The sequence below is a fragment of the Acetobacter lambici genome, assembly GCF_011516885.1.
Lineage (GTDB): Bacteria > Pseudomonadota > Alphaproteobacteria > Acetobacterales > Acetobacteraceae > Acetobacter > Acetobacter lambici.
In genome coordinates this window covers 59,696-78,827 of sequence record NZ_WOTD01000001.1, presented here as the reverse complement: position 1 = coordinate 78,827, position 19,132 = coordinate 59,696, and the positions used below count along the sequence as shown (strand labels likewise).

Here is a 19,132-nt window from a genome sequence, read left to right as displayed (position 1 = left end):
GCCAGATCGTACCAGCCACCTAATGCCTTATGGTCTTAGTGGCTGGTTTTTTGTTTGCGTAAGAGCTGAACATTATGGTTGTGGTCCACTAATGTGGCCGCAAAATTATGCCCCCCAGTACCATTGGCTACAAAATACAGCATATCCCCTTTGGTGGGGTGAGCGGCTGCTTCCAGCGCGGCGCTGCCGGGGGAGCATATTGGTCCCGGCGGCAGCCCCGTATTGACATACGTATTGTACGGGTTGGGGGTTTGAAGGTCTACATGGGTTAGCGGCCTGTCCAGTGGTGGCCTACCCTGCGTAAGGGCGTAAATAACAGTGGGGTCAGTCTGCAAGCGCATGCCTTTTTGCAGACGATTGTAAAACACGCGGGCAACCGATGGACGCTCATCCGGTTGGGCGGTTTCTTTTTCAATAACGGAAGCCAGAGTCAGAAGGTCTTGTGGGCTTGTAAGTGGCAAACCGCTTTCTCTTTCCGCCCAGATATTTTTTAATGTCTGCTCCATACTCGCCTGCATGTGGGTGAGCAGGTCCTTACGTGTGCTGTTGCGCAGGTAGGTGTAAGTTTGCGGCAGTGTGCTGCCTTCGGCTGGCAGAGGAGTATCCCCCGTAAGCAATGGTGCGGCCTGAACCAGAGCCTGAATTTGCCAAGCCGCCAGCCCCTCGGGGATAGTCAGCTTATGCTGTACTGGTTTGCCATGCCGCAAGATCCATAATGCCTGTTGAATGGAAGCATAGGCTGGAAAGTGCAGTTCCGCAGCATGGAGTTGTCCATCCGCACGAGTGAGTGCAACCGCGCTTAAAAAGACGCGGCTACTCCACCAGTCTGCTGGAATAACACCTGCATTTTGTAATGTGGTTAAAGTGGTTGCGTAATTGCCATGAGGGACCACTATATCCTGCTCGGAGGATAATGGGCCGGGCGATGTGTAGCTCTGCCAGCCTAAAAAGGCGGCGAGGCCAACGCCTGCAAAAAGAGCAAAAACGCCTCCTCCAGACCATTTGAGAAAACAGGAAAGTTTACTATGGCCTGAAGGAGATGAGGGTCGTTTTTTACGTTTAGACGCCACGCACGATCAGGCTGGCATTTGTTCCGCCAAACCCAAAGCTGTTGGACAGGGCAATATTGATCGGACGCTGCTGCGCGGTGTGCGCTACGCGGTCGATCACGCTTTCGCGCGATGGGCTGTCCAGGTTGAGCGTAGGGGGTGCCACATTATCCCGGATGGCAAGAATGGAGAAAATAGCTTCCACCGCTCCTGCCGCCCCGAGCAGATGGCCCGTAGCGGATTTGGTGGAGGACATGGCTAGCTTTTTGGCGTCATCGCCAAACAGGCGTTCCACGGCTTCCAGTTCAAGGTCATCGGCCATGGTGGATGTGCCATGAGCGTTAACATAGTTAATGTCGGCCGTTGTCAGGCCAGCACTCTGCAATGCCGAACGCATGGCGCGGTATGCGCCATAATGACCTTCTGATGGTGCCGTAATATGGTAGGCATCGCCGGACATGCCGTAGCCGATAACCTCGCCATAAATTTTGGCCCCACGCGCTTTGGCGTGTTCGTATTCTTCCAGCACAACAATGCCAGAGCCTTCCCCCATGACAAAACCATCACGGTCCTTGTCCCATGGGCGGGAAGCCTGCTGTGGTGTTGCATTAAACCCGGTGGACAGGGCGCGCGCGGAGCAGAACCCGGCAATACCCAGTGGGCAGACCGTAGCTTCAGCACCACCGGCAACCATAACATCGGCATCGCCAAACATAATCAGGCGTGCTGCGTCACCAATGGCATGCACACCTGTTGCGCAGGCAGTTACAACCGAATGGTTAGGGCCCTGAAAACCGTATTTGATGGACACGTGCCCAGATACAAGGTTGATCAGGGCAGAAGGGATGAAAAAGGGCGAGAGCCGCTTTGCACGTCCTTCATGCACCGTAATAGAGGCGTCATAAATGGTTTGCAGGCCGCCAATACCAGAACCGATCATCACACCGGTGCGGCATTTTTCTTCTTCGGTTTGAGGTTTCCATCCGGAGTCCTCTACCGCTTCCGTTGCCGCGACCAGCCCCATATGGATAAAGCGATCCATTTTACGCTGGTCTTTGGTGGGGACCCACTCAGAAAGCGTGAGTTTCCCTTCCTCGCGCGGTCCGTTCGGGACTTCGCCCGCAACCTGCGCAGGCAGATCACTCGCATCGAACTGCGAGATTGTACCAATCCCGCTCTCGCCTGCGATCAGACGTGACCATACGTTTTCAACACCGAGGCCGAGAGGCCCGACGATGCCCATGCCGGTGACGACAACGCGTCTCCGTCCAGAATTCATTCCGGCCGAAAGCAACAAACCAGCCCGCTCCCCATTTGACACATATCTGGTCCCTCAGCCATCTGAGGGACCATAGTCCTGTAATTTAAGGCAGATGGCCCGAAATCAGGCGGCTTTCTGCTTTTCGATATAGTCGATGGCGTCTTTCACCGTGGTGATTTTTTCTGCGGCATCTTCGGGAATTTCGACATTGAAGGCTTCTTCAAACGCCATCACCAGCTCAACGGTATCAAGGCTGTCAGCGCCCAGATCGTCAATGAAAGACGCTTCCGGTGTGACCTTGCTTTCCTCAACGCCGAGATGCTCGACCACGATTTTTTTAACCTTATCAGCGATTTCGCTCATCTGTCTTTCTATCCCATATGCCTGCCTACCGAAAATGGCAGGTTGTTCAGGTGTTTAATCTGCGACGGACCTTGATGCTGGCAGAGATCAGGGTGGACAAGCGCCCGCCCGGTTCCGGCCCAGCAGTAAGGTGTTGCGCGCGATTAGCACGTTTTATCTCTCCCCGCCAAGGCAAACCAGACAAATACATCTGCGGTAAGCCCAAAACAGCGAGGTTGCGCTGCATGTGTGGCACATCTTAAAGCATTTTGCACCACCTGTTCTAGCTGCGCATATGCTTTTCATGTGCTCAGGCCATGACCATGCCGCCATTAACATGCAACGTAGCGCCAGTGACCCAGCGGGCTTCGTCCGATGCCAGATACAGCACGGCCGATGCAACGTCATCAGGCTGACCAAGGCGGGCAAGCGGAATGGAGGACAGAAGTTTTTCCTTCTGCGCGTCGGCCAGCACGTCGGTCATCGGGGTGACAATAAACCCGGGAGCGACAACGTTAACCGTAACGCCGCGTGGTCCGGCCTCCTGCGCTAAGGACTTGCTCATGCCCACCATGCCAGCTTTGGCTGCGGCATAGTTGGCCTGCCCGGCATTGCCGGTTGTCCCAATGACTGAGGCAATGTTGACAATGCGGCCCGCACGGCGGCGCAACATGCCTTTAAGTGCTGCACGGCACAGGCGGAACGGGGCGGCAAGGTCAACATTGAGAACCTGATTCCAGTCCTCGTCCTTCATGCGTATGGCGAGCATGTCGCGCGTAAGGCCTGCGTTGTTGACCAGAATATCCAGTGGCGCTCCGGCAACGTCCTCGGCCTTGGTGATCAGGGCTTCGGCCTCTGATGGTTCGCTCAGGTTTGCGGCGGCATAGAATGCCCCCTCCCCCAACTCTTCCGCCAGTTCGCGAATAACAGCCTCACGCGTGCCAGACAGAACTACTCTGGCGCCCTGAGCATGCAGTGTTCTGGCAATGGCGCTGCCAATACCACCCGAAGCACCCGTAACGAGTGCGGTTTTTCCATCCAGTCGGAACATGTTGTGCAAACCTGTTTTAGAGGGATTTGAGAAAGGTTTCGATATCCGCCGGGGTGCCGATGGAAAGGGTCGAAACTTCGGGGTCAATACGGCGGACCAGACCGGACAGGACCTTGCCCGCCCCGATTTCCACAAACGTATCAACGCCCATACCGGTCATGGTGGCTACACTCTCACGCCACCGCACGCGGCCGGTTACCTGCTGGACCAGATTGGAGCGAATCGTATCGGCGTCGGTTTCACGCTCGGCGCTCACGTTGGCAATAACGGGCACAACCGGTGCGGCAATATCCGCCTTGGCCAGTGCTTCGGCCATCGCGTCTTCCGCGGGTTTCATGAGTGAGGAATGGAATGGGGCGGAAACCGGCAGTTTGACCGCGCGCTTGATCCCCATTTCCTTTGCGATGGCGATGGCTGCATCAATTCCAGCCATTTTGCCTGAAATAACAATCTGGCCGCCACCATTGTCGTTGGCAATTTCCGTGCAGCCGCTAGCACTTGCGCGGGTGCAGACATCCTCTGCCTGAGCCAGAGTTACACCAATGAGTGCTGCCATGCCGCCTTCGCCCGCAGGTACGGCGCGCTGCATGGCCTGCCCACGCAGGCGCAGGAGCCTGGCGGCCTGTGCAACATCAAATGCCCGACCAGCGGCCAGCGCTGCGTACTCGCCCAGTGAATGCCCGGCAAGCAGGGTAACCCGGCCAGCCAGATCAAGCCCGCCATCCTGTTCCAGAACACGGATAACCGCCATGGAAACAGCCATAAGGGCGGGCTGGGCGTTTTCGGTGCTGGTGAGAGTTTCTATCGGGCCTTCAAAAATCGTTTTTGACAGATGTTCGCCCAGAGCATCGTCAACTTCCTGAAAAACCGCGCGTGCGGCGGGAAAAGCTTCTGCAAGCTCCTGCCCCATGCCAACGGACTGGCTACCTTGTCCGGGAAAAGTAAATGCGTAAACGGCCATGATACTCACTGTCTCAAAAAAACGACGCCCGGAGGCGGATAGATTGCAAGGAGTGGAAGGAAAGAACCCTCGGGCCGCAAACACATACCGCCCAATGGTTCCGCCCTTCCGGCTGGCAAAAACGGGGGCAGAATAGGGCCTGCGTTAGCGCGGCACAATACGCCAGACCAGAACGAGGAGCGCATCCCACGGGATTGCAAGGCATTCGTGTGCAATGCCGCGCAGTTTTACGCGCAAGGGTATGGATGAATGCGCTGTGTGGGCAAGTTGCAGGGAATGTACCCGCCAGTCCGCCATGCGAAGGAGTAAAACGCAGCGTGGGGTGTGCAACGGACTTGTGACCATTGCTATCGGAGTATGCCCGGTCACACCGAGCCGTGTGAGAATATGCGAACACAGCACAATGGAATCAAACGTATCCGTGGCGTTGTGTTCCATAATGATCTGCTGAGCAGGCACACCAGCCCGGGCCAGAAGATGCGCCATAACAGCGGCCTCAGTTAGCCCATTTTGTGCGACACCGCCTGTTACAATGTAGGTGACCGGGCGTGTTGCACCATAAACCAGTGCGGCCTGAACCCTTGCCACAAGTGCCGGGGTTGGTTTGCCATTGGGGTACAGGGCCGCCCCAAAAACAATCAGGGGTTCGGGGCGGCTTGCCTGTAGGGTGTGCTGCAAACGTAATCAGGCTGGCGGGCGAAGCAGAACACGGTTCAGCCGTTCCAGAATGCCAAAACTTTCCTGCCAGACATGTCGGAATTTTTCTGCGTTGACCCCGCGTGTCGCCAGAATGTCCGCTAGGTCTCCTACGGTTCTTTCTCCATCAATAAGAGGGAGAATGCCGCGTGTCTGGGGGGGGAGCGGGATAGGGACAACCAGAGTGCCAAAATGGAATGGCAACATGTTATCCGGCGTCATCTGTTTGGCCAGTTCCGCTCCCGGAATTTCGCGCATGATTGGAACGGCGTCAGGGGCCAGTGGATCGGGTTTTGGGGGGGATGCGTGTTTGCGCACAACATAGGCAACATGGGTCGCCATGTTGCCGACCAGATCTTCGGCAATGGCTGCCTGCGTCTGCCACGGCAGCTTCGTCAGACGCGCGCGCAGGCGTGGGTCAGGCAAAAAGAGTGCAGGATCGTACCGTGCTGGTTCCATAAGTGCGGTGGGTTCCAGCCCGGCCTGATCCAGCAGGGCTAGAAAATCGGTAATGGTGTAAGAGCGGTCTCTGGGGTTGAGTAGCAGATCATATAGCCCGGCATCTCCACCGGAGAGATGGTCGCCAAAGTTACCATTCTGGTGCAGCCATGCCGTTGCGGGCAGGTTGCGCATGACGCGGCGGGCAACATCCAGCCGTTCCTCTGGCTGCTGCGTGAGTGGCGCCAGTTTTTCCAGCGCATCTTGCAGCATGTAAACGCCTGTTCGGCCATAAGGCGCGTACACCATCAGGCCCATGCCGCCGTGTGGGGCAAGGTGGTGTTCCAGAGTTTGGAGCGCGGCTGCCGGGTCGGGCAGATGGTGCAGTACCCCGCAGCAGTCAATATAGTCGAACAGTCCCAGACCAAGCGTATCCAGTTCGGTCAGGGAGCCCTGAACAAAGCGGATATTCTCCAATGCGCGGGTTTTTGCCCGTGCCTGCGCAATTGAAAGAGCCTTGACCGAACGGTCCAGGCAGACAATTTCCGCCGGGCGCGCAACCCGTGCAAGCTGCGTTGCCAGCATGATCGCGCCATCACCTGTTCCGCACCCTGCCACCAGAACGCGCAATGCCTGACTGCGGGGCCGCTGGGCCCCAAAAACCCAGTAGTCCACCTCGCGCAGATGACTGGGGCTGCCAATGAACAGGCGGTGATTTTCGTCCTGCGGATTGCGCTCGGGGTATGGGTAGGCCTCGTACTGGGCTGCAAGCCCGGCATCGCGGTCGTCGGCTGCGGGGGACTGTGTCATGCGCCATTACACCTTTTAGCGGGGAAGGAGCTTTCCGCGCTGCCACGCTTCGGCAGCTTCATCCGCACTCATGCCTTCCACACGCATGGCGTAATCCATGGCGCTGATGATTTTGGCGCTCAACATCAACTCGTCCAGTTCGTCCACAAGGTCCGTCTCCAACTCGTTGCGTAGACCGTCGCGGAGCAGAAGCGTTGCCTCCATTTCTTTCCCCATTGCTTTTTTGGGGTCATCGAGGATACGCAACCCGCCCTGATGGAACAGAAAGCAGGGCTGGAACAAAGGCAGAATGCTAGGTGTTTCCGCGCCAAGGGCGACGTTCAGCCTTGCAAGCGCTTCCTCATCAGGCAGCACGTCAAGGCTAAAGCCTGCTTCTGCCAGATGGTAGGCGCTTAGTGCCTGCTCCATGCGTTTTGCCAGAGATTGCGGGGTGACAATAACACGGCAGACACCCTGCCCGGCCGCTCCAGCCAGATCGCTCAAAGACGTGAGCGGACTGTTCTCATCGGATATGCAGCAGCATGCTTCTGGCCGGAACAGGCTGCCCAACTGCGTGATACCGGGGGAAAGCAGGGCGGAATCCTCATCTGGCAGCCATGCGGCAACATAGATGTCAATTTCCCCTTTGCGCAGGAGATCAGCCAGCGCCTGTTTGGGGCCGGTTACAATTTCGGGCTCTACGTCGTTGGCTTCGAGAACCCGAATGATTGTGGCTGCCGTCGCCTCATGAATGGTGGACTCAGGATAGGCGAGTGTCAGGGATGTCATTTCGGGTTCCTCTGGATCGGTCGGGACTGCAAGACGTCTGCCCTGTCCTTGCCGCACCGCAAAGTGCAGTGGCAATCCCTCAAATGGAAATATCTGCATCCATCAGGAATTTTATGAGCCTCAGGGCAAAGAAAAACCGCCACCCCAGCGGGGAGTGGCGGCTGAAAAGCACCAGATAAAGTGGGCCGGGGGTCAGGCTGCAACAATATCCTGTTTGACCGGCAGAACTGGGCGGATCATGTTCAGGGCATCGGCAAAAGAGCCAAACTGGCCTAGAGTGTTGTCGCGGACTGCATCCATAACAATCCAGCGGTTGCCACGGGAATAAACCTTATAGGCAGGGTTTGATGTTTCGCGCACCCACACCAGAACATAGCCGGAGGAAACGCCTGCCTGTTTTTCTTCTGCGGGAAAAATATCTGCATCGCAAATACCCATGGGCTGGCTGGCGGCAATCCAGCGGTCCAGATAATCGCGGTGGCGACACATGATTTCCATCTGGAACGGGATGATCTGGCAGATGTTCTGTGTTTCCGACTGGTGCAGCATAAGTTCTGTATCCCTACATCAAAACCCGGTGGCTTTTTCTGATTTTGAGAGTAAGGGCGAAACCCGATGCCGCGCTACAGGAAAGAACGTCATTTCGCCTCATAAAAGGGCAGGTTGAGAGGGTAGTGACGAAAAAAACACAGAAACGCCAAACCGGACGCCAATTAATGCACAAAAAATACACTTATGATTAAAAAATAGGCATAAAATACGGTCTTAGAATGGCTGAGAGTGAGTTCTAATTAAACACTTGGCTTTGTTGCTGGAGTGTTCAATCCGGGTCCATGGGACATGAATCCTAGGAAACAGACCAAAGACGGATGTGCGTGGCGTTTGTCCATGAACGATTTTTGGCTGCGTGCGGTATTGTGTCTGGAGGTCGTTTTCCCCGGCTCGTCTGTATAATGCAAGCCGGATGGATCTGGGGCGGCGTGGCTGGTTAATAAGGTCGAAGCCGATTCTTTAGAATTTGCATCTGATCGTTTCCTTACTCTGAACTGGTGCTTATTGCCTTATGCTCGTAAGGGTGTTGGCGGCGTGTGGCCGGATATGTTTGGGCCAGATTGGCTCTGGACCACAGATTAACTCATTTTTCAGACGGATTATGGTGCGTTCTGAGTGGTAATGTCCTTGCCGCGCATGGAGTGCAGCGGAACATATCCCGACTGCCTTCTGAGGGGCTGGTATCACAAATTTGTGATATAAAGAAAAGTGCGTGAAGCGGGCGCGGTTTTCATGCTTTGCTGTAGCAGCACACTCATGACTGTGCTACGCATGCGTTGGGCATGTTTGCAGTATTCAGGAGGGGGAATGATGGGCTTTTTGTTCAAAGCACGTAAACCTGTCAACCCTTTCTGGCAGTTTGCCCGTTTTTCAATATCCGGAGAAGCTTCCGCCTTCTCCGCACTCCAGGATCAAGACCGTTGAAAAGTAACAGGACCGACCGCAGCCCCCGTTCTCCTCGCCGCGGCGGATTTGATGACGACAATTATATGTCGATGCCTTCTTTCGGTGAACGCCCCGCTTATGGTGGCGGCGGCGACCGTGGTGGGTTTGCTCCGCGTCGGCCCGCTGGTGGTCCGCAGGTTATCGCTTCCGGCCCGGAAGTGGGTGCAGCCGTCAAGTGGTTCAATGGCGAAAAAGGCTTCGGCTTTGTCGAACTCGCTGATGGATCAGGCGATGTGTTCCTGCACGCCAATGCGCTGTCTCAGGCTGGTGTGCAGGGTGTAAACCCCGGCGCCACTCTGGTTGTGCGTATCGGTCAGGGCCCGAAGGGTCGTCAGGTCGCCGAAGTCATCTCTGTTGATGAAAGCACGGCTCAGCCGGAACGTCCGCGTAGCCCCGCTGGTGGTCGCCCGGGCTTTGGTGCTCGCCCTGCGGCGCGCCCCGCTCCTGACCTGTCCGACGCTGAAGACACGCGCGGTACCGTTAAGTGGTACAACGCTGTTAAAGGCTTTGGCTTCATCACGCCTGAAGGCGGTGGCAAGGACATCTTCATCCACGCTTCTGCTCTTGAACGCTCCGGTCTGCCCGGCCTGAACGAAGGTCAGGGTGTGAACGTTAAGGTTGTTCAGGGCCAGAAAGGTCCGGAAGCTGCTGAAGTGACCTCTGCCTGAGGCACTGCTTTTTAGCGGTAAGTAAGAAAAAAGCCTCGGTTTTTGATCGAGGCTTTTTTTTGTGACCAGTTTCTGGCCGACTAATTTTTAGGCCCGTAGGTGCGCGGGCAAATAAGGGCTAGTAGTCGCCCTTCCCCTTGTTGCGTATCAGGCGGGCTTTGTCGCGCTGCCAGTCGCGGTCTGCGACTGTCTGGCGTTTGTCCACGCTTTTTTTGCCAACACCCAGACCAAGGGTGACCTTGGCTAGCCCCCGGTCGTTAAAGTGAATGTCCAGTGGCACAAGGGTGGCCCCCTGCTTCGCGATGGCGCCCATGAACTTTTGCGCCTGTTTGCGGTGCATGAGCAGTTTACGCGGTGCGCGCGAATCAAAGCGGGAAAGAACTCCGCCCTGATATTCGGGAATGTAGCTATTAAACAGCCAGAGTTCGCCGTTACGCTCGCCAGCAAAGGCTTCGCCTATTGTTGCCCGGCCCAGACGCAGGCTTTTGACTTCCGGCCCCTTAAGCACCAGCCCTGCTTCAACTGTTTCTTTTATGGCGTAGTTGAAGCGCGCCTTGCGGTTTTGCGCGACCATGCCGTGGGAGATCGTGGTGCTTTTGCTCGATTTTCCAGACATGATCAGCCTAGAAGCCCGACTTCAACCAGTGCCTGCCGTACTTTATGGCGTGATTCATCGCTTAAAGGTGCTAATGGCAGGCGGCAGGTCTCCCCGGCAAGGCCGAGCAGGCTTGCTGCATACTTGGCTGGGGCCGGATTGCTCTCGCAAAAAAGTGTGTCATGCAAGGGCGTCAGGCGGTCCTGAATGGCAATGGCCTCCTGCGTCTGTCCTGCTTTCCATGCAGCCTGAACAGCGGCGCACAGGGCCGGAGCAATGTTGGAGGTCACGCTGATGCAGCCATCTCCCCCGGCTGCAAGGAAAGCCACAGCCGTGCCGTCTTCGCCAGAAAGCTGGTTAAAGGGTTTGTCCACCGCGCGACGTACCTGAAGCGGGCGGAACAGGTTGGCCGTTGCGTCCTTTACCCCAACAATATTGCCGTGCTTTGCCAGACGGGCTGTTGTTTCCACGCTGATGTCAATAATCGAGCGGCCCGGAATATTGTACAGAATGACCGGGATGGACACTGCGTCAGCCACCGCCATGAAGTGCCGGTAAAGCCCCTCCTGCGTAGGCTTGTTATAATAGGGGGCCACCACAAGTGCGGCAGCGGCTCCAGCCTGTTCGGCGTGGCGGGCAAGGTCCACGGCTTCGGATGTGCTGTTGGAGCCTGCACCTGCAATAACCGGCACGCGGGCATTGGCAATTTTAATGGTGCGTTCAACAACGGCGTGGTGCTCGGTGTGTGACAGGGTCGGGCTTTCCCCCGTTGTGCCGACTGCGCACAGGCCTGCCGTGCCTTCCTTGATCTGCCAGTCCACCAGTTTTTCAAACGAGTCAAAATCCAGGCTACCGTCCCGGTTCATCGGGGTGATGAGTGCAGTGATGGAGCCGGAGAAGAATGTATGAGGCATGGAGCAGTCACTTATCCTGGAATGGCATCTGCGGGGGCGGTGCGTGGTGTATCCTGCCCGTTGGCTGGTGCATGGCGCCGGAAGGGCGATTGTTGATAGACGCCTAGAATTGTGGCGTTTTTGGAGAAAAATTCAAGTTCCGCCAAGGCTTTGCCCAGATGGGAATCGCCGGGGTGGCCTTCTACATCCATCAAAAACCGTGTGGCGGCAAATGTTTCGCCCGACATATAGCTTTCCAGCCGGGTCATGTTAACGCCGTTGGTGGCAAAGCCACCAAGCACCTTGTAGAGCGCGCCGGGGCTGTTTTGCACACTAAAGAGCAGCGTGGTCATGACATGGGGCGTATGGGGGGCGGGTTCATGCGGTGTGCGGGCCGTTATATAAAAGCGGGTGGTGTTGTGGGAGGCATCTTCCACATTACGCTGCAAAATTTCCAGCCCGTATAGTTCTGCGGCAAGGGCCGAGGCCACTGCCGCGTCTTCGGGGTTTTGCCACAAGGCGACCAGTTCAGCCGCACCGGCGGTATCAAACTCGGTAACCGGGGTTAGATTATGGTTTTTGATCAGATTGCGGATCTGGGCCATGGCGACGGGGTGCGTATGCACGCGGCGGATCTGCTCCATGCGTGTGCCGGGCACAACCAGCAGGCAGTGCTCTACACGCTGGAAGTGTTCGCCAATAATATGCAGCCCAGCAGCGGGTAGAAGTGAGTGAATGTCTGGCACACGGCCTGCCAGACTGTTCTCGCACGCCAGCATGGCCTGTTCCGCCTTGCCTGCGTGTACGGCATCTATGGCATCGGCAAAGCTATGGCATGGTAGGGTTGTCCAGCCGGGCCGGGCTGCGCGGCAGGCCATATCGGAATACGCACCATGCATGCCCTGAAAGGCGATAACTTTGTCCATCATGGCCTTTTAAGCTCCAAGCAGGCGGCGTGCCCGTTCCAGATCCTGTGGTGTATCAACCCCAAACGGTGCGATTGCAATACGTGCACAGCCAATACGCATACCATCTTCCAACGCTCGAAGCTGCTCCAGACTTTCACGCTTTTCCAGTCCCGAAGGAGGGAGTTGGACAAAGCGCGCAAGGGCGGTCCGCCGCCAGCCATAAATGCCCACGTGGTGCCACAATGGTCCTTGACCCCACGGGATAGGCAGGCGGGAAAAATAGAGTGCAGCCGCCTGTTCGGTGGTCTGGCCAAAATGGCATGCGACCTTGACAACAGATGAGGCTGTCGCTTCCTCTTCCGAGGTAATGGGGGCGACGAGCGTTCCGATATCAAATGCAGGGTTATCCATAACAGCAAGTACTGCGCGGAGTGTGCCGGGCTCAAGGGTGGGTAGGTCACCTTGCAGGTTGATAATGGTGTTGTACTGTCCGTGTGGATCAAGGGTCTGCACGGCCTGCCAGACCCGGTCTGAGCCGGAGGGCAGGTTGGCATCGGTCAGCACGGCAGTGCCTCCTGCATTGGTCACCACGTCGCAGATTTCTGGCTCGGCGGCGGCAACAACAACAGGGCCAATATCCGCCTTGAGTGCTGCGTCAAGCACATGCAGGATCATGGGGCGGCCGGCAATGTCGGCCAGCGGCTTGCCGGGGAGCCTTGTGGAGGCCAGTCTGGCGGGGATGACAACAAGGGGTGGCATGATCAACTTGCTCCAAAGAACCACGCGGCTTATAGGCGTGGAAAAGCGCCGCGCAGTCTAGGAAAGCTGCAATGCAAACGCAACCAGTGATAAACAGGGCAGAAATGCGGATGGATGGCAGGTTCCTGAACAGGGTGGCGGTTTCGGTCCTGCTGAGCGTTGTGGCTATGGGGGGGGCACTTGTAATTGCCCGTTCCGTTGTGCCGGACACAGCGCCGGTGACACCTGTTTTTCGTCTCCCTTCCCTGCAGGCCGTGGCTATTGCGCCGTATATGCAGCATGCGAGCGTGGTGCATGGTGGCCAACTGGTTGGGCATATCTGCGCCCAGTGCCACGGGCTTGTTGTTGGGGGCGAGAGTGCTGGCCCGGTTCTGGCCGATGTTGTGGGGCGCAGTATTGCCTCCCTGCCCGGCTATGCCTATTCCACCGCATTGCGCCAGCATGCCGGGCAGGTATGGGACGACCAGCGGTTGTCCGACTGGCTTATGTCCCCTGCCCGTTACGTTGTGGGTACGCGCATGTCTTTTGCTGGCTTGTCAGACCCGCAGGACAGGGCCGATGCGATAAGTTACCTGCACACTCTGCACACCCCTACCCCGATAACAGGAGCCTCCCGATGAGCCAGCAGCAGACGATCGACCAGTTTGTGGAAGTAGCGAGCATGTTGGCGGATACAGCGCGGAGCGTGGTGCGCCCATGGTTCCGTCGCGGTGTGGATGTGGACAGCAAAAAGGACGCAAGCCCGGTTACGGTTGCCGACCGGACAGCAGAGCGGGTCATGCGGGCCATTCTGGCTGAACGCCTGCCCGATCATGGTGTGTTTGGCGAGGAGTTCGGTCAGAACAATGCGGGCGCCGACTACCAGTGGCTGCTGGACCCGGTTGATGGCACCCGTGCCTTTGTGACCGGACGTCCGCTGTTTGGCACGTTGATCGCCCTGTTTTACAAAGGTGAGCCGATACTGGGCATTCTGGATCAGCCTGTTCTGGCCGAGCGCTGGGTTGGTGTTAAAGGGCGCAAAACGGTGTTTGCTTCCACTCTGGGCGGGCAGGCCTGCACCCGGCAGGGCGTGGCGCTGGAGAGTGCGGAAATGTCCTGCACATCGCCCGAGATGCTCGAGCTGGCCCCGCATGATCACTGGAAGCTGCTCAAGCAGCAGGCCCGCCGCATGACATGGGGTGGGGACTGTTACGCCTACGGGCTGCTTGCACTGGGGCAGATTGATCTGATTGCCGAATGTGACATGAACCCATGGGACTGGGGCGCGCTGGTGCCTATTGTGCAGGGGGCTGGTGGGGTCATGAGTGCATGGGATGGTTCGCCTTTGCGCATGGACGGAGATCGCACGGTGCTGGCCGCAGGTTCGGCCTCCCTACACAGTGAGGCTGTGAGGATTCTGCGCGCGGGTCCATAAGATTTATTAAGGGCAATATCGGCAAATTTGGTGGCTCAGACTATGCATTGGCCCAGTTTTGCGATAGGTCTGCGCTTCGGTACAACAGCGATGGTCAGTCCAATATGAGCACGAGCACGCACCTGTCCCTCTCCAAGGACAAGATCCGTATTCTTCTTCTGGAGGGTATCCACGATAGTGCCGTCGCCCTTCTGAAGGCCTGTGGTTACGAGAACGTCGTACGCCACAAAGGCGCGCTTGAAGGCGATGCGCTCAAAAAAGCGCTTGAAGGCGTGCATATTGTTGGCATCCGCTCCCGTACGCAGTTGACCAAAGAGGTCATTGAAGGTGCGGATCGCCTTATGGCCATCGGCTGTTTCTGCATCGGCACCAATCAGGTTGATCTGGAAGCCGCACGCCTGAACGGGATTCCTGTTTTTAACGCTCCGTACAGCAACACACGCTCCGTGGCCGAACTGGTTATGGGCGAAATTGTTATGCTGATGCGCCGCATTTTCCCCCGTTCGGTTGAGTGCCACAAAGGTGCGTGGACCAAATCCGCCGCCAATAGCTGGGAAGTGCGTGGCAAAACCCTTGGTATTGTGGGTTATGGCTCCATTGGTTCGCAGCTTTCCGTGCTGGCGGAAGCCTTTGGCATGCGTGTTGCCTACTACGATGTGGTGGACAAGCTTGGCCATGGTAACGCCCTGCCGGTAGATACGCTTGATGACCTGCTGGCCCAGAGTGATGTTGTCAGCCTGCATGTGCCCCAGTTGCCGACCACGGCAAACCTGATGGGCGCTGAGCAGATTGCCAAGATGAAGAAGGGTTCGTTCCTCATCAACAATGCGCGCGGCAATGTTGTTGATCTGGACGCACTGGCCAAGGCGCTGGAAAGTGGCCACCTGCTGGGTGCGGCCATTGACGTGTACCCCAAGGAGCCCAAGGGGCCGGGTGATCTGCTTTCCACCCCCATCATGGGGCTGGATAACGTTATTCTCACCCCGCATATTGGTGGTTCCACGGCAGAAGCACAGGAACGCATTGGCGTGGAAGTGGCCCGCAAGCTGGTCGAATATTCGGACGTGGGTTCCACGTTCGGTGCGGTCAACTTCCCCGGTGTTCAACTGCCACAAAGCCCGCGTGGCACGCGCTTCATGCACGCACATCATAACATCCCCGGTGTTATGATGAAGCTGAATGAAATTTTCCTGCGTGAAACCTGCAACGTGACCGCCCAGTTCCTCCAGACTGATGGGGAAATTGGTTATGTGGTGATCGAAGCCGATACAGGAGGCGACACCGATCTGGATGATCGTCTGCTCAAGGCCCTGCGTGAACTTGATGGCACGGTACGTGCCCGCCTGATTTACAAAGGTCGCTAAGCATGGACTGCGGAGAGCGGGAATGATTTATTCCCGTATCCGCAGCTTTGCATTTTCGGGTATTGAGGCCCGACCCGTCTGGGTTGAGGTACAAATATCTTCTGGCTTGCCTGCATTTCTGGTTGTGGGGCTGCCAGACAAGGCCGTCGCCGAAGCGCGAGAGCGCGTACGTGCCGCCTTGACCGCCATTGGGCTAGCGCTCCCTGCCAAGCGCATTCTTGTTAATCTGGTGCCAGCGGACCTCCCCAAGGAAGGCTCGCATTTTGATCTGCCTATTGCGCTGGCCCTGCTGGCTGCCATGGGGGTGATCCCCGCTGAGGAAGTGGGTCGCTACGCAGCCCTTGGTGAACTCTCGCTTGATGGGCGGCTGAATCCTGTTTCTGGCGTGCTGTCCGCATCGCTGGAGGCGGCTTCCATGGAACTCGGTATTGCGTGTCCTGCCCAACAGGGGGAAGAAGCCCTGTGTGGTGGAGATATCGCCATTCTTGCGGCACCGGACCTGCTGGCGTTAATCAACCATTTTACCGGCCTGCAAATTCTTTCCAGCCCTGTTTTTTCCAGTAACGTATCTCCTCCCGATACTTCAGAACCTGACCTTGCAGACATCAAGGGCATGGAAACGGGGCGTAGAGCGTTGGAGATAGCCGCGGCTGGTGGACATTCCCTTTTGCTCTCCGGGCCCCCGGGGGCGGGCAAATCCATGCTGGCGGCACGGTTGCGCGGGTTGCTGCCAGACCTGCTGCCATCAGAAAGTCTGGCTGTTTCACGCATCTACAGTGCGGCGGGGTTATTGAAGGATGGCAGGCCCATGCGCCGTCCACCTGTCAGGGACCCGCACCATTCAGCCAGCCTGCCCGCGCTGGTTGGTGGTGGCGCGCGCGCCAGACCCGGAGAGATCAGTCTCGCACACCATGGTGTACTGTTCTTGGACGAACTGCCCGAATTCTCGCGCGCAGCCCTTGAGGCCCTGCGCCAGCCGCTGGAAACCGGGCAGGTCAGTATTGCGCGTGCTGCCGTGCATGTAACCTACCCTGCCCGCTTCCAGCTTATAGCCGCCATGAACCCCTGCCGTTGCGGGTATATGGGCGATGCAACGCGGGAATGTAGCAAAGCGCCCCGTTGTGGGGCGGATTATCTGGCCCGTCTGTCTGGCCCGCTTATGGACCGTATTGACCTGCACGTTGCCATGCAGCCGTATGAACCCCTTGGATATATGATACAGCCTGATGGGGAGAAAACCGCAACGGTCGCCCTGCGCGTAGCAAACGCCAGAGCACGCCAGACACACCGGCAGGGTGCGCAGAAGAATGCCGAGGCCGCGTTGAATGTTCTCTCACTGACCAAGGATGGGCAGGATCTGGCTCAGGCCATTGCCGAGCGGTTCCGGTTTTCTGCCCGGGGGTATACGCGCCTGTTACGCGTAGCCAGAACGATTGCCGATCTGGCCGATGCACCAGACGTAGAAGCCCCGCATATTGCCGAGGCCGCCACATTCCGGGCCCGTTCTACCCCTTAGGCCGATGACGCGCTGTGATGCAGGGCGTTGAACGCCTGCTCCAGATCAGCAATCAGATCCTGTGTGTTTTCCAGACCAATCTGTAGCCTGAACGCGGGGGATTCTGGTTGTTCCGTGCCAAAATTTCGCGTTATACCGCCCGTGGTCGGGAGCACGAGGCTTTCGTACCCACCCCATGAGGCACCAATACCAAACAGGCTCATGGCGTTGACCATACGCTCCATGTTCTGTCGTGTGTATGGGGTGTTCAGCACAACGCCAAACAGGCTACCTGCCCCAGTAAAATCCCGTTTCCAGAATTTATGACCGGGGCAGTCTGGTAGCGCGGGGTGCAGCACCTGTGCGACCTCTGGGCGCTGCTGTAGCCATGTTGCAACCTGCAAGGCCGTGCGAGCCTGCTGTGCCAGCCGGACCCCCATGGTCCGCAGGCCACGCAGGGTCAACCAGCAGTCATCGGGTCCTGCAAGCTGTCCGAGCTGGATGGAGGCGTCACGCAGGATGTGCCAGCTTGCCTGATCGGCCACGGTTACAGCCCCGGCAATAACATCCGAGTGGCCGGAGGGGTATTTGGTCAGAGCCTGAATGGAAACATCCACGCCATGCTCAAACGGGGCAAAAATGCCAAACCCCCATGTGTTGTCCAGAAAAAGCCGGGCACCATGCTGGTGTGCAACATCTGCCAGCATGTGAACATCCTGCACTTCAAACGTGTGGCTCCCCGGGCTTTCTGTAAAAATGATGCGGGTGTTGGGCTGAACATACTCTTCCACTTCGGACCTGCTGGCACAGGGCGGGAAGTAAGAAATTTCCACCCCAAAGCGCCTGAGCATGTTCTCGGCAAAGCGACGGGTTGGGCCATAAACACTATCGGCCAGCAGGCAGTGGTCCCCTGCTTTTAAAAAAGCCAGCAAGGGAGTGGTGCATGCAGCAAGGCCGGAACTGACAATCTGGCAATCCGTGCCCCCTTCTATGTGGGCAATCAGTTTTTCCAGTTCATGTTGGGTAGGAGAGCCCATGGCGCCATAGATGCTGGCGTGGTCATAACGTTCCTGCCCCTTACGGTTCATGCTCTTGAGCGAGGGAAAGAGCACGGTGGAGCCACGCTCTAGCGGTGGGTTGACGTATGTCCCACCTTCGGGCGGGGCGGCCCGGCCTGTGTGGGTCAGGGCCGTGCCGAGTTTTTGCCATCCGGCATCAACACTGTTGCGCTCAGTCATGTGTTTTGTCCGTTGTAATGGGCATGTCGGGCGTGCTGCCCCATTCCGCCCACGATCCATCATACAGGGCGTTGGATGTGAATCCTGCCAACTCCAGTGCAACACTCAGAACGGCCGCCGTCATGCCAGAACCACAGGTGGTTATGGGGTGGGTTGTTGCAGAGACCCCCGCTTGCAAGAACAGGTCCTGCAGTTGTGCTGAAGGTAGGAAAAAGCCGTTTTCATCCAGAACAGTTTTGTAGGGAATATTGCGCGCACCCGGCATGTGCCCCGATTTTACGCCCGCACGGGGCTCGGGGGCTGTGCCGTAAAAACGCGCGGCACTTCGGGCATCCAGTATGGGGCGGTTTTGCAACCGGACATGTTCAAGCATATCCCCCAGTCCGGCTATGCGCGAATATTCTGTTCTTGGATGGTAGGCCTGTGCGGCATGCTGCGCCCCATCCCCCTGCTCTACGGGAAGGTTCTGTTGCTGCCACGCGTTTAGGCCACCGTGGATGATCTGGGTTTTTTCATGCCCGAACAGGCGTGTCATCCACCAGGCCCGGCAGGCGGAAGCCACATTGCCCTGATCGTAAAAGACCACATGGGTCTGGGACGTTATGCCCAGTTCGCCAAACAGGTGCGCAAAGCGTGCGGCAGATGGCACGGTATGAGGCAAAGAGCTTTGTGGGTCGGAAAAAACATTGATGTCAAAATACTGGCTACCCGGAATGTGGCAGGCTTTAAAATTTTCCTGCGGGTCAAATGTCTCCCCGGGCAGCGTTGTTGTCGCGTCCAGAAAACGGACAGTGGCGTCCTTGGCAAGTGTTGGTAGAAAAGCACCGGGAATGAGAGGAGACATGACCAAAGGCCTTATGGAATTTTCAAAACAGAACACGCACGTTCACATAGTCCGTGGCAACTGGCAAACGTGTTTATTGGA

General features: G+C 57.2%; 20 protein-coding genes. 5 read left to right on the top strand and 15 right to left on the bottom strand.

Annotated features, from left to right (window positions below):
- Positions 1-35: 35 nt before the first annotated feature.
- From mltG to GOB86_RS00345, 9 genes are all read right to left on the bottom strand, one after another.
- Positions 36-1,070 carry an endolytic transglycosylase MltG gene (gene mltG / locus GOB86_RS00385; protein WP_165990431.1) on the bottom strand — a complete coding sequence of 345 codons (1,035 nt, stop codon included), beginning with the start codon at positions 1,068-1,070 and terminating at the stop codon, positions 36-38.
- The gene (gene fabF, locus GOB86_RS00380; protein ID WP_165990430.1) at positions 1,060-2,328 is read right to left on the bottom strand and encodes a beta-ketoacyl-ACP synthase II; all 1,269 of its coding nucleotides are present in this window, start codon (positions 2,326-2,328) and stop codon (positions 1,060-1,062) included. The genes mltG and fabF overlap by 11 nt, the downstream gene beginning before the upstream one ends.
- 105 nt (positions 2,329-2,433) lie before the next feature.
- Positions 2,434-2,673 (bottom strand): acyl carrier protein, encoded by a 240-nt coding sequence (locus GOB86_RS00375; protein WP_025825175.1) that lies wholly within the window; start codon positions 2,671-2,673, stop codon positions 2,434-2,436.
- A gap of 289 nt (positions 2,674-2,962) precedes the next feature.
- Positions 2,963-3,703, bottom strand: coding sequence for a 3-oxoacyl-[acyl-carrier-protein] reductase (gene fabG / locus GOB86_RS00370; protein ID WP_165990429.1), 741 nt, complete (start codon positions 3,701-3,703; stop codon positions 2,963-2,965).
- A gap of 16 nt (positions 3,704-3,719) precedes the next feature.
- Positions 3,720-4,664: an ACP S-malonyltransferase gene (gene fabD, locus GOB86_RS00365; protein WP_165990428.1), complete on the bottom strand. Its 945-nt coding sequence runs from the start codon at positions 4,662-4,664 to the stop codon at positions 3,720-3,722.
- A gap of 144 nt (positions 4,665-4,808) precedes the next feature.
- Complete coding sequence (locus GOB86_RS00360; RefSeq protein WP_165990427.1) at positions 4,809-5,342, bottom strand: YdcF family protein; 534 nt, start codon at positions 5,340-5,342, stop codon at positions 4,809-4,811.
- Between the two features lie 6 nt (positions 5,343-5,348).
- The gene (locus GOB86_RS00355) at positions 5,349-6,608 is read right to left on the bottom strand and encodes a class I SAM-dependent methyltransferase (RefSeq protein WP_165990426.1); all 1,260 of its coding nucleotides are present in this window, start codon (positions 6,606-6,608) and stop codon (positions 5,349-5,351) included.
- 15 nt (positions 6,609-6,623) lie between these two features.
- Positions 6,624-7,376 carry a glycine betaine ABC transporter substrate-binding protein gene (locus GOB86_RS00350; RefSeq protein WP_165990425.1) on the bottom strand — a complete coding sequence of 251 codons (753 nt, stop codon included), beginning with the start codon at positions 7,374-7,376 and terminating at the stop codon, positions 6,624-6,626.
- Between the two features lie 192 nt (positions 7,377-7,568).
- Positions 7,569-7,925, bottom strand: a complete 357-nt coding sequence (locus GOB86_RS00345; RefSeq protein WP_165990424.1) for a hypothetical protein — start codon at positions 7,923-7,925, stop codon at positions 7,569-7,571.
- 923 nt (positions 7,926-8,848) lie between these two features.
- On the opposite strand from GOB86_RS00345, the gene GOB86_RS16305 reads away from it, so the two are divergent.
- The gene (locus tag GOB86_RS16305) at positions 8,849-9,541 is read left to right on the top strand and encodes a cold shock domain-containing protein (protein WP_165990423.1); all 693 of its coding nucleotides are present in this window, start codon (positions 8,849-8,851) and stop codon (positions 9,539-9,541) included.
- Between the two features lie 118 nt (positions 9,542-9,659).
- On the opposite strand, the gene smpB is transcribed toward GOB86_RS16305, so the two are convergent.
- Genes smpB through GOB86_RS00320 form a run of 4 tightly spaced genes read right to left on the bottom strand, consistent with a single transcriptional unit; the run spans position 9,660 to position 12,699 of the window.
- Positions 9,660-10,157 (bottom strand): SsrA-binding protein SmpB, encoded by a 498-nt coding sequence (smpB, locus tag GOB86_RS00335; RefSeq protein WP_165990422.1) that lies wholly within the window; start codon positions 10,155-10,157, stop codon positions 9,660-9,662.
- 2 nt (positions 10,158-10,159) lie between these two features.
- Positions 10,160-11,050 carry a 4-hydroxy-tetrahydrodipicolinate synthase gene (gene dapA, locus GOB86_RS00330; protein WP_165990421.1) on the bottom strand — a complete coding sequence of 297 codons (891 nt, stop codon included), beginning with the start codon at positions 11,048-11,050 and terminating at the stop codon, positions 10,160-10,162.
- Positions 11,051-11,061: 11 nt separating this feature from the next.
- Positions 11,062-11,958 (bottom strand): prephenate dehydratase, encoded by an 897-nt coding sequence (locus GOB86_RS00325; protein WP_165990420.1) that lies wholly within the window; start codon positions 11,956-11,958, stop codon positions 11,062-11,064.
- A 6-nt stretch (positions 11,959-11,964) separates the two neighbouring features.
- Positions 11,965-12,699 carry a 3-deoxy-manno-octulosonate cytidylyltransferase gene (locus GOB86_RS00320; protein WP_253543658.1) on the bottom strand — a complete coding sequence of 245 codons (735 nt, stop codon included), beginning with the start codon at positions 12,697-12,699 and terminating at the stop codon, positions 11,965-11,967.
- Between the two features lie 107 nt (positions 12,700-12,806).
- On the opposite strand from GOB86_RS00320, the gene GOB86_RS00315 reads away from it, so the two are divergent.
- The 4 genes from GOB86_RS00315 to GOB86_RS00300 all read left to right on the top strand — a co-directional run bounded on the left by GOB86_RS00315 (position 12,807) and on the right by GOB86_RS00300 (position 16,990).
- Positions 12,807-13,316: a c-type cytochrome gene (locus GOB86_RS00315; RefSeq protein WP_165990418.1), complete on the top strand. Its 510-nt coding sequence runs from the start codon at positions 12,807-12,809 to the stop codon at positions 13,314-13,316.
- The gene (locus tag GOB86_RS00310; protein WP_165990417.1) at positions 13,313-14,110 is read left to right on the top strand and encodes an inositol monophosphatase family protein; all 798 of its coding nucleotides are present in this window, start codon (positions 13,313-13,315) and stop codon (positions 14,108-14,110) included. The genes GOB86_RS00315 and GOB86_RS00310 overlap by 4 nt, the downstream gene beginning before the upstream one ends.
- Before the next feature lie 104 nt (positions 14,111-14,214).
- The gene (gene serA, locus GOB86_RS00305) at positions 14,215-15,474 is read left to right on the top strand and encodes a phosphoglycerate dehydrogenase (protein WP_165990416.1); all 1,260 of its coding nucleotides are present in this window, start codon (positions 14,215-14,217) and stop codon (positions 15,472-15,474) included.
- Between the two features lie 22 nt (positions 15,475-15,496).
- Positions 15,497-16,990, top strand: a complete 1,494-nt coding sequence (locus GOB86_RS00300; RefSeq protein ID WP_165990415.1) for a YifB family Mg chelatase-like AAA ATPase — start codon at positions 15,497-15,499, stop codon at positions 16,988-16,990.
- On the opposite strand, the gene metC is transcribed toward GOB86_RS00300, so the two are convergent.
- Both metC and GOB86_RS00290 read right to left on the bottom strand, forming a co-directional pair.
- On the bottom strand, positions 16,987-18,207 hold the full coding sequence (gene metC / locus GOB86_RS00295) for a cystathionine beta-lyase (RefSeq protein ID WP_165990414.1): 1,221 nt from the start codon (positions 18,205-18,207) through the stop codon (positions 16,987-16,989). The two genes, GOB86_RS00300 and metC, sit on opposite strands and share 4 nt — an antisense overlap.
- Positions 18,200-19,051, bottom strand: a complete 852-nt coding sequence (locus GOB86_RS00290) for a sulfurtransferase (protein ID WP_165990413.1) — start codon at positions 19,049-19,051, stop codon at positions 18,200-18,202. The genes metC and GOB86_RS00290 overlap by 8 nt, the downstream gene beginning before the upstream one ends.
- Between the last annotated feature and the right edge of the window lie 81 nt (positions 19,052-19,132).

What these genes read in the sequence shown, in the direction of transcription:
- fabG (WP_165990429.1), bottom strand. Translation starts at nt 3,703, where the DNA reads ATGTTCCGACTGGATGGAAAAACCGCACTCGTTACGGGTGCTTCGGGT.
- GOB86_RS00310 (WP_165990417.1), top strand. Translation starts at nt 13,313, where the DNA reads ATGAGCCAGCAGCAGACGATCGACCAGTTTGTGGAAGTAGCGAGCATG.
- GOB86_RS00290 (WP_165990413.1), bottom strand. Translation starts at nt 19,051, where the DNA reads ATGTCTCCTCTCATTCCCGGTGCTTTTCTACCAACACTTGCCAAGGAC.
- dapA (WP_165990421.1), bottom strand. Translation starts at nt 11,050, where the DNA reads ATGCCTCATACATTCTTCTCCGGCTCCATCACTGCACTCATCACCCCG.
- GOB86_RS00355 (WP_165990426.1), bottom strand. Translation starts at nt 6,608, where the DNA reads ATGACACAGTCCCCCGCAGCCGACGACCGCGATGCCGGGCTTGCAGCC.
- GOB86_RS00345 (WP_165990424.1), bottom strand. Translation starts at nt 7,925, where the DNA reads ATGCTGCACCAGTCGGAAACACAGAACATCTGCCAGATCATCCCGTTC.
- smpB (WP_165990422.1), bottom strand. Translation starts at nt 10,157, where the DNA reads ATGTCTGGAAAATCGAGCAAAAGCACCACGATCTCCCACGGCATGGTC.
- GOB86_RS00315 (WP_165990418.1), top strand. Translation starts at nt 12,807, where the DNA reads ATGGATGGCAGGTTCCTGAACAGGGTGGCGGTTTCGGTCCTGCTGAGC.
- metC (WP_165990414.1), bottom strand. Translation starts at nt 18,207, where the DNA reads ATGACTGAGCGCAACAGTGTTGATGCCGGATGGCAAAAACTCGGCACG.
- GOB86_RS00375 (WP_025825175.1), bottom strand. Translation starts at nt 2,673, where the DNA reads ATGAGCGAAATCGCTGATAAGGTTAAAAAAATCGTGGTCGAGCATCTC.
- GOB86_RS00350 (WP_165990425.1), bottom strand. Translation starts at nt 7,376, where the DNA reads ATGACATCCCTGACACTCGCCTATCCTGAGTCCACCATTCATGAGGCG.
- GOB86_RS00300 (WP_165990415.1), top strand. Translation starts at nt 15,497, where the DNA reads ATGATTTATTCCCGTATCCGCAGCTTTGCATTTTCGGGTATTGAGGCC.
- fabF (WP_165990430.1), bottom strand. Translation starts at nt 2,328, where the DNA reads ATGAATTCTGGACGGAGACGCGTTGTCGTCACCGGCATGGGCATCGTC.
- fabD (WP_165990428.1), bottom strand. Translation starts at nt 4,664, where the DNA reads ATGGCCGTTTACGCATTTACTTTTCCCGGACAAGGTAGCCAGTCCGTT.
- GOB86_RS00325 (WP_165990420.1), bottom strand. Translation starts at nt 11,958, where the DNA reads ATGATGGACAAAGTTATCGCCTTTCAGGGCATGCATGGTGCGTATTCC.
- serA (WP_165990416.1), top strand. Translation starts at nt 14,215, where the DNA reads ATGAGCACGAGCACGCACCTGTCCCTCTCCAAGGACAAGATCCGTATT.